General features: G+C 48.1%; 13 protein-coding genes. 5 read left to right on the top strand and 8 right to left on the bottom strand.

What is annotated here, in order from left to right; genetic code table 11:
* Nucleotides 1–137 precede the first annotated feature (137 nt).
* The 8 genes from H164_RS0109935 to H164_RS0109895 form a co-directional block, all read right to left on the bottom strand.
* Nucleotides 138–857: a DUF6371 domain-containing protein gene (locus H164_RS0109935; protein ID WP_019968481.1), complete on the bottom strand. Its 720-nt coding sequence runs from the start codon at nt 855–857 to the stop codon at nt 138–140.
* Between the two features lie 57 nt (nt 858–914).
* Nucleotides 915–1,859: an AAA family ATPase gene (locus tag H164_RS0109930; protein ID WP_019968480.1), complete on the bottom strand. Its 945-nt coding sequence runs from the start codon at nt 1,857–1,859 to the stop codon at nt 915–917.
* Between the two features lie 10 nt (nt 1,860–1,869).
* On the bottom strand, nt 1,870–2,166 hold the full coding sequence (locus H164_RS0109925; protein WP_019968479.1) for a helix-turn-helix transcriptional regulator: 297 nt from the start codon (nt 2,164–2,166) through the stop codon (nt 1,870–1,872).
* A 193-nt stretch (nt 2,167–2,359) separates the two neighbouring features.
* A complete protein-coding gene (locus tag H164_RS0109920; protein WP_019968478.1) occupies nt 2,360–3,184 on the bottom strand; it encodes a DUF6043 family protein in 825 nt (274 codons plus the stop codon).
* Nucleotides 3,185–3,187: 3 nt separating this feature from the next.
* Entirely contained in the window at nt 3,188–4,441 is a 1,254-nt protein-coding gene (locus tag H164_RS0109915) for an ATP-binding protein (protein WP_019968477.1), read from the bottom strand.
* Between the two features lie 124 nt (nt 4,442–4,565).
* Nucleotides 4,566–6,161, bottom strand: a complete 1,596-nt coding sequence (locus H164_RS0109910) for a phage integrase SAM-like domain-containing protein (RefSeq protein ID WP_019968476.1) — start codon at nt 6,159–6,161, stop codon at nt 4,566–4,568.
* 47 nt (nt 6,162–6,208) lie between these two features.
* The gene (locus H164_RS0109905) at nt 6,209–6,403 is read right to left on the bottom strand and encodes a hypothetical protein (RefSeq protein WP_019968475.1); all 195 of its coding nucleotides are present in this window, start codon (nt 6,401–6,403) and stop codon (nt 6,209–6,211) included.
* A gap of 397 nt (nt 6,404–6,800) precedes the next feature.
* On the bottom strand, nt 6,801–8,921 hold the full coding sequence (locus tag H164_RS0109895) for a glycoside hydrolase family 3 N-terminal domain-containing protein (RefSeq protein ID WP_019968473.1): 2,121 nt from the start codon (nt 8,919–8,921) through the stop codon (nt 6,801–6,803).
* 215 nt (nt 8,922–9,136) lie between these two features.
* Between H164_RS0109895 and H164_RS0109890 the strand changes: the two genes are divergently transcribed.
* The 5 genes from H164_RS0109890 (at nt 9,137) to H164_RS0109865 (ending at nt 14,823) form a co-directional block, all read left to right on the top strand.
* Nucleotides 9,137–9,910, top strand: coding sequence for a glycerophosphodiester phosphodiesterase (locus H164_RS0109890; protein ID WP_019968472.1), 774 nt, complete (start codon nt 9,137–9,139; stop codon nt 9,908–9,910).
* Between the two features lie 219 nt (nt 9,911–10,129).
* Complete coding sequence (locus tag H164_RS0109880) at nt 10,130–11,017, top strand: DMT family transporter (RefSeq protein WP_019968470.1); 888 nt, start codon at nt 10,130–10,132, stop codon at nt 11,015–11,017.
* A gap of 153 nt (nt 11,018–11,170) precedes the next feature.
* On the top strand, nt 11,171–11,872 hold the full coding sequence (locus H164_RS0109875) for an SIMPL domain-containing protein (protein ID WP_008564265.1): 702 nt from the start codon (nt 11,171–11,173) through the stop codon (nt 11,870–11,872).
* Nucleotides 11,873–11,969: 97 nt separating this feature from the next.
* Nucleotides 11,970–14,105 carry a cation:proton antiporter gene (locus H164_RS0109870; RefSeq protein ID WP_026356334.1) on the top strand — a complete coding sequence of 712 codons (2,136 nt, stop codon included), beginning with the start codon at nt 11,970–11,972 and terminating at the stop codon, nt 14,103–14,105.
* A gap of 4 nt (nt 14,106–14,109) precedes the next feature.
* On the top strand, nt 14,110–14,823 hold the full coding sequence (locus H164_RS0109865; RefSeq protein ID WP_008564263.1) for an ABC transporter ATP-binding protein: 714 nt from the start codon (nt 14,110–14,112) through the stop codon (nt 14,821–14,823).
* Nucleotides 14,824–14,999 lie beyond the last annotated feature (176 nt).

Below are 14,999 nucleotides of genomic sequence, written 5' to 3'. Positions count from 1 at the left end.
CACCGAGTGGAGGGTGCAGGGGGAGAGTCATCCCCGCCGGTTCTCCAAGGCTGGCCTTGGGCCCACAACTACGAAAGCGCAGCGGGTAGTTATAGTGGGCTATAACAAGGGCAGAGCCCTGTTCTTCCCCCCCGAGTTCAAGGACTGCCACGACCTCTGATTCTGTCAATCAGGTATCGGTTAATGTCCCGATGGACAAAGCCACGGTCCACCTTGAACCTTGCCCCGAACTGCTCTTCCCAATAATCACAGCTTATATCATCAGGGAAAAGGACCACCCGCTTGCCAGCCAGTTTACTCATCATGTTATTGGTGAGATTGTAGCCTTCTCCAACCGCCAACCAGTCAACGGCCGGTTCCGCCAGTGTACCCAGCAAGGCTGTTTTTTCCTCCTGCACAATGGCGACAGGCTTGTTTGAAAGCAGATGCTCGCCAAAGAAGACCTCATCGTCCGTGTAATAGTCACAGCAGTACCAGCTATAAAGATGTTCCACCAAGGGCTCTCTTTGCAGGATTGATCCACTGTCCGTATCAAAGTACTGCACACTTCCTCCTACGACCTTGTTGTTCCGGTTAATCCGAGGCAACACCGTGCCACAGTGTCCGTTCACCAGTTTGGTGACGGCACCCAAATGAAATCCCATCATCAAGCGATCAATGCCCGACAACAGTTTGGAATCATAACCAGCCATCTTATCCAGATAATCCGTAAGGGAAGAATAATGGCATCCTATATCCTGCTTGGATATCTCTATCAACATCCGATCATTGGGCGCGGCCTTGCTCGCCGACATTCTCTTTAAGTCCTGATTTTCCATTTTTGCTATGCGTTTTATGCAGTCTATGCACTTATGCATATTGCATAAACTGCATAAAGTGAATAATCAACAGTTCAAGAGCCTTGACACCTTACTTTAGGTGATACCGCATTCCCTGGCTATGTCCTGCTGCTTCATGCCCTGCAAGGACAATTCCCTGACCCTTGATTTCAGTTCCTCACGCCCGCTGGTACCTGTTGTTTCCAGATGGGCGGCCTCCGTGTCATAGCCGCGAAAGGTAAAGCAAAGATTGCCGTCCTTGTTCTTGGCTCGCTCATACAGAGCCACATTGTCGGCATCGAGCACAACTTCGCCGTTGCACCACTTGCACTGCTTCACATAGACCAACGACTTGTCACGGACTGACAGCCCCAGTCCCACAGCATCGTCTATCAACTGGTTGAGTTTGGCGGAGCCTTGTATGGCCGACAGGGAAAGAGGGACTGAACCGGAGAACATCTTGGGAACATGGTTGAGGACGACCAGCGTCCAGTTGTATTTTCGTTTCAAGGCGTTCAGCGAAGCCATGAGCGAGCCAGCGTCAGAGCTTTTATCGAGCGACTGGCTGAGGGCGGTGATGTTGTCGATGAACACCACTTCCGCAAGATTCGCCACGGCTGCTTTTTCTATTCCTTTCAATACATCATCAACGAGATTGTCCCTGTCCATCTCCGCACGGAAGAAGGTAGGAGGGAAGTTCGAAACCTCGTACCGCAGGGCCAGCTGACGCAGTGTCATCTCAAAGTCGGCATAGAGCACGCGCTTCCCCTGTGCGGCAATATCCCTTGCCACCTGCATGGCGAAGATAGTTTTGCCGATGCCTGACTGTCCGAAGATGATGCAAAGATCACCTTCGAGGACAATGTTCGGATAGAGAACCACAAGAGGCGGCAAAGATTTGGCCGCCTTCAAGCAATCATTCATGGAAGACACATGAAAACCACCGGTATCAACAGCTTGCTGTTCCTGCAACTCACGAAAGGAGGACAGAATGTAATCCACATCTGCCGGTTTAGGAATGGTCTTGATAAGTTCATCCATAGTAAAAGACTCATTGGTTCGTAGAATTTGCAGGAATGCTCTTAGAAATCAGTGCGTCCACTTCCTGCTTAGAATACAGGTTGCGTCTGCCTATCTTATGCGCCTGAATATCCCCACGCTTCTCCATTCGCCAGAGCGTGGTATAGGTGATATGCAGACGTGTGCACAACTCGTCACGGGTGTAATACTCGGTGGATGCTGCAGAAACAGGTTCTTTCAGCAGATTCTTGCCCACCATTGTCTCCAATACTTCTGCAATGACCTCCTTGAGGTCTTCCTTTTGCAGCATGATGAAATTTCCTTGCATGTCTCTTGGTCTTAAAAGTTTGCCGCAAAAGTATCATGGAATTACATGGCATTATGCCCATATAGGTACCACATGGTGCCTACATGGATATATGTGTATCCTTCCCAAATGGGATTGGTATGCTTGTATAGTAAGGAAAATGGATAAAAAAGCCCATGCAAGGCTGACTTACACGGGCTATGGGTTTCTTCCTTTAGTGGAATATAGATTCCACAATTTCATGGTCTGTGGGCAGCTTGCCCGTCTTGTTGATATAGGTGTTCTTGTAATTGGCCAGCCCAGATACACCAAACAAGGTTTCAAAGGGTTTCCAAAATGTTTTCTTCTTTCCGTCCTGTTCTGCTTTTGACAGATTCAAGTGCTCACAGGCACAATCGGAGAAGTAAGCCAACAGGGTATTGGTCTTTTGCCATGTATAGTTTTCATCGCATAAGCCCAATGAAATCGCCTTGTCAAGAATCAGTCGGGCTGCTTCCGTTTGAAGTTCGGTTGGGATGGGAACAGGTTTGTTCTCAATATCACCTTTGTCATCTGGTGTAATCTCCAAGCCAAAGAATCGATTCCAATCATCCTGAGTCTTGATGCCATTTCGCATACTGGTCTCAACTAATTGCTGCTGTAAATCGGAATAGGCGTTCTTCTCTAATCGTTCACGGGCTTCATCAGTCTTGACGATGATTTTTGAGACAAGCGTTTCGTACAGGTTGTCACCGACAAGCCAGTATTTTAAAGTGTTCTTTATCCTGTTTAGACGAATAAAACTCATGTTTCCTTCACTGAGCAGAAATACTATCGCTGTTACAATGGTGTCACCAACTCTCGTGTAATTGTTGGAAAACAGAATGAGGAAGTCCCTCTGACTCACAATATATTCCAGTTTCAATGATTTGGCGGTATAGGCATAGAGGTGCATTACCGCTTCAAACGACTGCTTCTTCAGGTCATTGATAATGCGGTCTGCCGCTATCTTGTTGGTTTGATACCATGTTAGAAAATCTACTTTGCATTCTGGTTCCATAAGTTACAGTTTTAAGCTGTCCTTATCCAACAGAAAATCGAGTAAGCCTATGGTTACGATCCCTTGTTCGTCCCGTTTAGGCTTAATATCATCTTTCACGACGATAATTTTCTTGAAGGAGTCATTGATAAATGAAAAAGAAGTCTTTTCCTGACGCTCCTTTTCAATGTTTGGCATGGCAAAAGCAGACTGTATATAGTACCTGTCGCTTCCCTCATTCACCACGAAATCAACTTCATATTGCTGGCGGATGCTTTTCCCGTCAATTTTTCTCTTAACATCTACCATGCCGACATCTACATTATAACCTCTCATTCGCAACTCATTATAGAGAACATTCTCCATAATATGATTTTCTTCTTGTTGACGGAAATTCAAAATGGAATTTCTTACTCCTAAATCGCAAAAATAGTATTTGGACAAGGATCCAATGTATTTACGTCCCTTGATGTCATAACGTTCTGCTTCTTCTATCAGAAAGGAGTCTTTTAGATAGGAAATGTACTTTACTACTGTGGGATAGGACAAATCAACATTCACTTTACTCTTAAAGGTGTTAGTCAATTTGTTCGGATTACAGGATGAACCTATAAAAGAAGACAGCATCTTTGCCAATTCCTCAAATTCATGCTCTTTAATCTCATGTCGTTCTTTTATGTCAGTCAGATAGGTTTTGCGATAAACATTATAAAGGTAGCCACTTTTCTTCTTATCACTTACTAAAGTCAATACGTGAGGTAACCCGCCGTAGGTATAATAGTCTTTCCATGCTCCCTGCTTATCTCCGCCTACGGCTGCATAATACTCAGAGAAAGAGAATGGATACATGTGTATTTCATCGCTTCTATCCCGAAACTCTGTTACGATGTCATTCGAGAGAAAATGAGAATTGCTACCTGTTACATAGACATCCACATTCTCAATATGCAACAAGCTGTTTAGAACATCCATAAACTCATCTACCATCTGTATTTCATCCATAAGTATAAAATGCAACTGGTTATCCTTGACTTGCTGGCGAATATATACCAGTAAAACGTCAGGATTTCTTAGCTTTTGATTGATACGGTCATCCAAAGCAATAGAGATGATGTGGTCAGCAGGTATGTTCTGTTTCAACAAATAATCACGAAAAAGAACTTGTAAAAGTGTGGACTTGCCACACCTTCGCATACCTGTTATTACTTTAATAAAACCATTTTCTCGGCCGTCAATAAGCTGCTTCAAATAGATGTCTCTTGGAATCGTTTTTCTCATATTTTAAATTTATGCCCCAAGGGGCGCTTTTTTCAATGACAAAGGTACAGTTTTTATTTTAAAACTATACGTGTAATTTGAAAAAAGTGCCACCTGTGGCATGTTTTTCAAATCAACTCGTTCGTTACAAAGATGCGAGCAATTCTTTTCTATCCTTTTCACTCATTTTTTTCAATAGCTCCAAGACCATTTGCTTATCAGTAGCTTTGTTTTGTCTTTCTTCGTTCAAAAGGTACCAATTATATTCCAATATCTTATCCAAAGGATAGGCACCAATATAGTTGGATGTTATATCTCCATTGCCGCTGTGTCCCATACTATCACTAATATATTTGTATGGTACTAGGCCAGAATTATTCAGATTGGTGGCGAAACTATGTCGAGCCCAAGTGGATGATGGGCGCTGTTCCATGCCAAGCAGCTCTGCCACCTTCACCATATGCTCACGAATATAGCGATTATATCGTTGGATTACCCATACTTCTTGTTCTGGAGTTATCCACTCACTCATAATCGGGAACACACGCTTGTCAAGTTTAGGCTCATTACCATACTTGTCTATAATCTTTGGTAGTTCTGGAGTAATGGGAAAGATGACCTCGCTAGCACTCTCGTTTCTGTCTCTCGTTTTATGACGCAAGAATCGGAGTTGCTTTCCATGTGTAGCAAAATACCAACCATCATAAGTCAGTCGCAAGGTGTCAGCCAAATTTTGTCCGTCACCCAGATACATAAATAGGAACAGCCCTAAATCACGAAAGACAGCGTGTTTCTCTTTTGGAAAGAATAACTCCTTGCCTTTTTCGTCTTTGGCTTCGTCTCTTTCCCAAAAGTCATAAAGCATCTTCATGGTAGGAACATCAAGGAACTCATGCTTACGACTACACACCTTATTGTAGCCCGTGTCTTTGAACATTTCTTTGGTGCTTCCTTTAATCAAGCCACGGTCAATGCAGATATTTACAATGGTGCGGAATGTACGCAATGATATTCCAATGGATGTTGTACTAAGCTCATTTTTCTTCATTACCTTTACCCAATCCAGAATAAAGTTGTGACTTATATCACTTAAAGATACATCTTTTCCCATATCCCGTACAAACCTCTTTAATATATCCTCACTACACCGAGCTGTTCCTGCCTTGCCATCGTCGCGCTTAGATACTATAAAAGATTTCCAAATGGGATAGATTGTACTATCGTCATCCTTCTTCCCTTGGTGTCGTTCCTGGAGCTTTTTCAAAGAAAAGTTCCCTTCATCGATGAGCTGATTTACAAGAGTAGCCACTTTCTCCATCTGTTTTTTTAATTCCTTTCGTTCTGAGGCTTTCTTGTTTCGGGATAATTTCTCACATTCACATAGCTTTATCCAATCTGTTCCAATATATGATTTTCCTATCCGCAGAAAAACTTTCTTACTAGCATATGCTACACGAATAGCTACAGGAGCCATTTGGGAATAATCACCATCCATTCTTCTGGGATCCAACATAAGTGTACCTGTAACTTTCCCGTTGGAAGATACAAACTTTTCCAGTGAGGTTTCCCCTCTCTTTCGATACTTTTGAGACGCATTCCCCGTTTCCGTGAACTTTCTGAATGAAAACTGCTGCGAATTTAAGATATTCCCTGAAATAACCAAAAGGTATAACTCGTTTATTTGCTGATATTTTCTTTTTATAGATAAGATGAGACGGCTGCAGAACGCTTGTTTTTCCATTCTTTTTATTTCACTATTTTCAGCATCTTTGCTTCATGAAACGGCAATCAACCATGATAGGATTTGCCGAGTTGTTCCTTGGCCGGCGTGAAGTTGGGCCATCGTTTCCCTGTAATTGAGGATTTTTTTTGCTGGGCGGAGACGGCAATAAAGGGGAGGTTGTTGGATTTCCAACCGTTCTCGCCACTTTTTGCTGCGGAAGGAATAGCGTTATCACCGTGGAGATAGAATCTTATCACCATGGAGATAAATGTTTATCACCATGGTGATAAAGTCTTATCTCCATGGTGATAAGCGCATGAGAATAGGAGGAAAAGGGACGGAATGCCTATGGAAAGATTGTTTCCCTCTGATGCAAGAACGTTTCTTTCTGACGCAAGCAACGTTTCCCTCTGATGCAAGCAACATTTCTCTCTGACGGAAGCGATGTTTCCTTCTGATGCAAGCAACATTTCTCTCTGACGGAAGCGATGTTTCCTTCTGATACAAGCAAGTTTTTCTCTGATGGAAGCAACGTTTCCTTCTGAAGAAAACGACGTTTTGTTCTAATGAAAAGGGTGTGTTCTCCTTGCTTTATGATTTGCCCGACGCTTACAGAAAGGGCCCAAATCATAAAGTTCAATGTTCAAAGTTCAATGTTCAAAGGTGGAAGGCGGTTGTTGTCGTGCTTATGCCCAATGCTTTCGTGCGCTCGCCGGGGGCAGCTCCGCCGACAGTTATGGTGTAGTTGCCTTTCAAGAGCTGTGCAGTTCCGTCTTCCTGAACGGTGAGTAGTCGGTCGAAAGGAATGTCGAAACGGACCAACTGTTGTTCGCCGGGCTGCAGACCGATGCGTTTGAAGGCTACAAGTGAAGCCAAAGCGGCCGTCGTTCCGGCTCCCGGAGCGGAGAGATATACCTGTGCCACCTCGTCGACGGCCTTGCTTCCGGTGTTCTTCAGCACTGCACTGACGGTCATGCCCCGGCCTTTCTGCGGCATCGTTTCGACCTTTACATGGGCATAAGTGACGGTGGTGTAGGAGAGTCCGTAGCCAAACGGATATTGAATGTGGGCCGTTTGGTATTTATAGGTGCGCCCTTTCATCGCGTAATCCTCGAAGGGTGGCAGTGCATCTGTGCTTTCGGGGAAGGTCACGGGCAGCCGTCCACTGAAGTTCTCGTCGCCGAATAGCAAGTCGGCCAAGGCGTAACCGCCCTCTTGTCCGGGGTACCATGCCATGACAACAGCGTCGGCCAAGCGACTGATTTCACGCACGTCGATGGGGCTTCCGCCTGTCAATACGACCACGATGCCGCTTTTTCGGGCCCTTAAGTCGCGGAGGAACTTCATTTGTGACGCTGGTAAACGCATTGAAACGCGGTCTCCGCGGGTCTCAGAAGCGATGGATTCGCCCTCTTCTCCCTCAAGATTTCCGTTGTTTCCCATGACAACTATGGTCTTTTCTGCAGCGACAGCCTCGTCCAATGCCCAGTTGATGGTGTTCTTGGTGGGCGTGCTTTCCCCGAAAGCGGGGCGGAAATTGACGGCCGTTCCGCTGCTTACTTTGTCGGCAATGCCTTGAAGATAGGTGCAATAACGGTTGGAAATGCCGAAGTAATTGCCCATGAGCCAGAAGGAATCCGACGCTCCCGGGCCGGCAACAAAGAGGGTGTGGAGGTTCTTATCAAGCGGAAGTATGCCGTTGTTCTTGAGGAGTACCATGCTTTCCGCAGCTGCCTTGCGGGCCAAGGCGATATGCGCCGGGCTGCAAATTTCGGTTTCCTTGACTTCGTTGTAGGGGCATTCTGCGTCGTATTCTAATATACCTAACTTCAGTCTTGTCATCATTAAAGGCAGCAATGCACGGTCGATTTCCGGCTCAGTCAGCAGCTTTTGCGCCACAGCCTGCTTCATTGCTTCGAACGTGTGCCCGCATTCTATGTTCAAACCTGCCTTGATTGCGATGGCACAAGCCTCTGCTTCGGTCTTCACTATCTTGTGTCCTGCATGGATATCTGCCAAGGCATCGCAGTCGGAAACAATGTGTCCGCGGAACCCCCACTGCTTTCTGAGCACGTCGGTCAGCAGATATTTGCTGCCCGAACAGGCTTCGCCGTAGACGCGGTTGTAGGCTCCCATGATGGCTTCTACATGACCTTGCTGCACAAGCATCTTGAAAGCAGGCAGATAAGTCTCGAAAAGGTCGCGCTTGGTGGGCGAGACATTGGCCTCATGGCGCGTGGCTTCGGGGCCCGAATGCACTGCATAATGCTTTCCGCAGGCTGCCACTTTCAGATAGAACGGGTCGCTTCCCTGCATTCCCTGCACGTAGGCGGTGCCCAATGTGCCTGTGAGAAACGGGTCTTCTCCGTAAGTTTCCATGCCCCGACCCCATCTTGGGTCGCGGAAGATGTTGATGTTTGGCGACCAAAATGTAAGCCCTGTGTAGCGAGCATAGTTATTGTTGCGTTGCGCAACGTTATATTTTGCGCGGCCTTCTGTGGCAATTGCGTCGCCAATCTGCCTGATTAAAGCCGGATTAAACGTGGCACCCATGCCGATAGGTTGGGGGAAAACGGTGGCCCGTCCGTCTCTTCCAACGCCGTGAAGTCCCTCATTCCACCAGTCATAAGGCTTGATTCCGAGGCGCGGAATGCCTGGCGTTTCGTTCATCATCTGGCTGATTTTCTCGTCGAGCGTCATCATATTGATGAGGCGACGCGCCTTTTGTTGCATCTGTTTCTCCTTGGTCTGTGCCATGCTTGTCATAGAAGTCATCATTAAAATCGTTAAAAGGATTGTCCTTATGTGCCTGAAAGGTTAGCGATATGACGCTACAAAGATAATAAAAACGATGATAATCCATGCCAAGCGGGCCGCAAATGTCGTCGTACATCGGCAAAGAGAGCGGCCGACACGCTTTTTCCTGCCCGATTATTTTGTTTTTCTTGTGAATAACTTTACCTTTGCAGCGTTTATTTTAATTCTGATATACAATGAAAAAGAAACCGATCATGCTGCTGGCGGCATTCATGTTGGCCTTGAATGTAGGCGCCCAAACCCGAGTGATTGCCCATAGAGGATATTGGGACAAGGAGGGTGCGGCGCAAAACTCACGGGCTTCGCTTCAGAATGCCCTCGAATTGAACATCTATGGCTCTGAAACTGATATTTGGATCACTGCCGATGGCCATCTGATGGTGAACCATGACCCGTCGTTTGGGGGCGTCACCATTCAAACCTCCACTTATGCGCAATGCAAAAAACTGGTTTTGGCGAACGGAGAGCGCATGCCCGAACTGAAAACCTTCTTGAAAATGATGAAGAAAACCAAGAGCTCCACGAAGCTGATCATCGAAATCAAGAAGCATGCCGAGCGGAATGCCAATCTTGCTGCGGCGCAAGCGGCGGTGAAAGCCGTAGAGAAATACGGCGTGGCCGGCAAAGTGGAGTATATTTCTTTCAGTCTTGACGTGTGTAAAGAGCTGGTGAGATGCGCTCCCAAGGCTCGCGTGGCCTACTTGAACGGCGACATTGCACCCGAAACGCTCGCCCGAGACGGCATCACAGGCATAGACTACCAGCTGAAAGTGCTGCGCAAGCACCCTGATTGGGTGGCCGAGGCCCACAGATTGAACATGGACGTGAACGTTTGGACGGTAAACAAGGTCGAAGACATGCGGGCGATGAAGCAACTTGGCGTGGATTTCATCACGACCAACAAGCCTCTTGAGGCCATGAGCGTGTGCGATGAGCAACCGTCTTTCTGACCCTGAGAATCGTTTTAGCTCCTATTGCGATCTAATCTCTGCCATTTTGCCGCGCAATTTCAGCCATATTACACGGTAAAATGGCTGAGATTGCACGGCAATATGGGCCATATTACAACACCGGCGGCACGGTGTTGGCAAGCAAAAGTGCAGACGGTGTTGCGGAAACGAAAGAAAAAGGCTAACTTTGCAAACGGAAAAACGAGAAGAAACGGGGAAATGAATGAAAGGAAATCAATCGGGGCGCATGTCGTTGGCATTGTTACCGTGCTCTGTTGGGGCGGAACTTTCATCAATACGAAGTATCTTATCTTGGGTGGACTGCAACCTCAAGAGATTTTCCTGCTGCGCTTTCTGATTGCCTACGCCTGCATTTGGTTTATCTCTCCCAAGCGTTTGTTCAGCAACACCTGGAAAGACGAGGCCTTGATGGCCCTCCTTGGCATCACGGGTGGCTCACTTTACTTCCTTTCCGAGAACATGGCGGTGGGCATTAGCTATGTCACTAACGTGTCATTCATTGTCTGTACGGCTCCTCTTCTCACCACCTGCATGGCTATTGCCATGGTGAAAAGCGTCAAGGCCGACCCTCGGCTCATCGCAGGATCATTGATTGCGCTGGCCGGTGTGGGCGTCGTCATCTTCAACGGCCACTTCGTGCTCCATCTTAATCCCCTTGGTGACCTCCTTGCCTTGGCCGCTGCTGTGGCATGGGCCATATATAGCTTGCTGATGAAACGGGCATCGGCACGCTATGGAGCTGTATTTATTACCCGAAAGGTCTTCTTTTACGGGCTGCTCACCATATTGCCAGTGTTCGTTTTCAAGCCGTGGACATTCCCGCGGGGCGATTTTCTCAGACTGGACATCTGGACTAACCTGCTGTTCTTGGGCTTCGTGGCATCGTTCGTCTGTTTTGTGCTTTGGAGTTGGGTTATCCGCAAAATCGGAGCCATGAAAGCTTCGAACTATATCTACCTGAATCCGGTCACGACCGTCATTGCCGGAGCGCTGTTCCTCAATGAACCTATGACGCTCATGGCCTATATTGGCAGCGCACTGATACTCTTTGGCGTCTATATTGCCAACCAAGCCAAAGGAATATGAGGGATGTGGCGTTATGAAAAGGCCGAAAGAGGAAACGAATCATTATTTTATCATGTGCAAGTCTGCCAAAACATACTAAAAGGGATGGCTTCAACGTTTTAAAAGCGAAACCAAATCATGTTCTAATTTCCAAACCTTAAAGTTATTCATCGTATGAAAGAAAGAATCTTGTCAGCAGCTATCATCGCCATAGGCATTATGGCTTTGGGCCTTTTCATCAAAGGTGGTATCGACAACTACGCCAACAAAGACCGCAAGGTGAGTGTGAAGGGATTGGCCGAACGGGAAGTTGCGGCCGACAAAGTGACGTGGCCCATCGTGGCTAAGGAAGTTGGCGACGAACTTCCCCTGCTTTACGACCGCATTGCCGTGAAACAGCAGAAGATTAGAGCCTTCCTCATCAAGAACGGCATTCAACCCAGCGAGATTAGCATCAATGCTCCGAAAGTAACTGATGTGAAAGCTGAGCAATATTCGTCTAACGACCGGGAATATCGCTATTATGCCACGCTTGTTATCACGGTTACCTCGCGCAAGGTGGACCTCGTGAGGAGCATTATTGCCCGCCAAGGCGAGTTACTAAAGCAGGGCATCGCCATCGTTGCGGGTGACTATGACACGAACATCGAATACGAATATGTTTCGTTCAAGGCCATGAAGCCCCGCATGATGCAGGAAGCCATTGCCAACGCCGAGACCACAGCCCAACAGTTTGCCAAGAATAGCCACTCGAAACTCGACAAAATCGTGAGTGCCGACCAAGGACAATTCAGCATCGAAGACCGCGACTCGAACACACCCTACATCAAAAAGGTAAGGGTTGTGACGACGGTGACATATTCGTTGAAGGATTGAGCGCGGTCACGGCAGCGCACCAGCGTGACATTTTATTTCATTTTGCATGGCGACAATAGTCATTTTTCGGCATTTTATGTGTAACTTTGTGCCGGATATGCTACTGTTTGCCCGCTATTTTCCCATCACAGACCCCACGCTTGTCTTCTTTGTGGTGTTGCTGATAATCCTTCTTGCACCGATTATCATGGGGAAATTGCGCATTCCACACATCATCGGAATGGTGTTGGCTGGCGTAGTTGTGGGGCGATACGGGCTGAACATACTCGTCCGCGACGACTCTTTCGAACTCTTCGGGCGCGTAGGTCTCTACTATATCATGTTTCTTGCGGCCCTCGAAATGGATATGGAGAGCGTGCGGAAAAACAAGAACCGCCTGATTATTTTTGGGCTGTTGACGTTCAGTGTGCCCTTTTTGCTCACCTATTTTGCCGGCATTCGGTTGCTCGGATACAGCATTACGTCCGCCTTGTTGCTGGGTTGTATCATGGCAAGCAACACACTTGTGGCCTATCCCATCGTCAGTCGATACGGCTTGCAGCGTAAACCTGGTGTCACGTTGAGCGTAGGTTCGAGCATGATTTCTTTCCTTTTCGCCCTCATCTTCCTTGCGGCCATCGTGGCATCCAGCAGCGGTGAGGGCGGCATCATGTTCTGGTTGACCTTCGCAGTGAAGTTCATTGTCTACTGCACCGGCGTGATTTTCTTACTACCGCGGCTCACCCGGTGGTTCCTCCGCCGCTATAGTGACGCCGTGATGCAGTTCATCTTCGTGCTTGCTATGCTGTTTTTGTGTGCCGCTTTGAGTGGAGCTATCGGCTTAGAAGGCATCTTTGGCGCCTTCCTTTCGGGTTTGATTATGAACCGATATATCCCATCTGTGTCGCCGTTGAAGAACAGATTAGAGTTCATCGGCAATGCCGTTTTCATTCCATATTTCCTCATTGGCGTGGGAATGCTCATCAATGTGCGTCTGCTTTTCGCGGGCGGTGGCATTCTGTGGGCCGTGGTTTGCATTGTTTTCTTCGGCACATTGGGCAAAGCCTTGGCCGCTTATGCGTCGTGTATCGGCTTCCGTTTGCCCCTGAGTTCAGGTCACATGATGTTCGGACTGACCTCCGCTCACGCCGCAGGTGCCATCGCCATGGTGATGATTGGCATGAAACTGCCGGCCATAGATGGCTCTCCTGTCGTCGATGCACAGCTGCTCAATGCCGTAATCATCATGATTTTGTTCACCTGTATCATATCAAGTGTCATCACAGAACAGGCGGCCCGACGCATCATTCTGCGTGATAAAGAGATGCCATCTGAGTCGAATCGCGAGACAGATGAGAAGATTCTCGTCCCAGTGAAGTATCCCGAGTATGCCGAACGCCTGATGAACATGGCCATTCTCATGCAGAATCGCAGGCTGAACCGCGGGCTTGTGGCCCTCAATGTGGTCTATGATGACGCGCAGATGGAGCGAAATATCGAGCGAGGCAAGCGGCTTTTGGAGCAAATGACACGCTATTGTGCCGGCTCAGATGTGCGTGTTCAGACGCAAACTCGCGTGGCTGCCAACATTGCCAACGGCATAAAGCATGCCTTTAAAGAGTTCCAAGCCTCTGAAATTCTCATCGGAATGCACACCCATAAAGAGGTTTCTTCAAGGTTTTGGGGCGAGTTTCACCAGAGTCTCTTCAACGGATTGAACCGCCAAATCATGATGGCAAGACTTCAACAACCGCTGAATACCATCCGAAGAATACAGGTTGCGGTGCCCTCACGCGCCGAGTTTGAACCCGGATTCTACCGTTGGTTGGAACGCTTGGCCCGCTTGGCTGGCAACTTGGAGTGCCGCATTCAGTTCCATGGACGCACCGACACGCTCTCCCATGTCAATGAATTTATCCGCAACCGCCACCCACAAGTGCGCGCCGAATACACCGAAATGCCTCATTGGAACGCCCTTCCACAGTTGGCAACCAGCATCGCTGGCGACCATCTGCTGGTCATTGTGACGGCCCGAAAGGGCACCGTTTCCTACAAGAACGCGCTGGAATACCTGCCCGATGAAATCAAACGCTACTTCAACGGCCGCAACCTGCTCATCATATTCCCCGACCAATACGGCAATCAAGAGGAGATGACGTACTCCCAATCGCAGCATACAGAGGAGCATAGTGCGTGGGAATCGCTCGCAAGATGGGTGGAACGGCGACGCAGAAAGCAATCTCAAAACACATAGAATTATGATAGACATCAAGCATATCACCAAGAGTTTCGGCAGTCTTCAGGTGCTGAAAGGCATCGATTTGCACATCGACAAGGGCGAAATCGTCAGCATCGTGGGGCCTTCGGGGGCCGGAAAAACCACCTTGTTGCAGATTATCGGCACGCTCGATAAGCCTGATACGGGTTCAATCACTATCGATGGCATCGACGTGCGCAGCCTTTCAACGCGCAAACTCAGCGACTTCCGTAACCGTCACATCGGCTTTGTGTTTCAGTTCCACCAGCTTTTGCCCGAGTTCACTGCCCTTGAAAACATCATGATTCCGGCCTACATCGCCGGCAAGAACACAGCCGAGGCCCGGCAACGTGCCTTGGAACTGCTCGCTTTCATGGGCCTTTCCGACCGCGCAGGCCATAAGCCTGCCGAGCTTTCGGGCGGAGAAAAGCAGCGTGTGGCAGTGGCCCGGGCTCTCGTAAACAGCCCTGCTGTCATCTTAGCCGACGAACCTTCGGGCAGTCTCGACAGCAGAAACAAGGCCGAACTGCACCAACTCTTCTTTGAACTGCGCGAGAAATTCGGTCAAACCTTCGTCATTGTGACCCACGACGAGGGTCTTGCTGCCATCACCGACCGCACCATTCACATGAAAGACGGGGAAATCGAGACCCCTTCCGCCCCACCGATTGCCACCACCCTCAACTCCTCCGAGGAAGAAGAGCCAACACTTTGAAAACCAATCGTTTGGAGATGGCGTTCCAATCTCACCCATTTTGCACGGCAAAATAGGTCATATTAGCCGCTAATCTCAGCCATATTACGCGGTAAAATGGCTGAGATTATAAACCATTCGAGTGCATGTAGGGACGCACGGTCCGTGCGTCCGTTCCGGCAATGGGCCTGTTTCGG

It is taken from the genome of Segatella maculosa DSM 19339 = JCM 15638 (assembly GCF_000382385.1).
GTDB lineage: Bacteria > Bacteroidota > Bacteroidia > Bacteroidales > Bacteroidaceae > Prevotella > Prevotella maculosa.
This window is presented reverse-complemented; position numbering and strand designations above follow the sequence as displayed.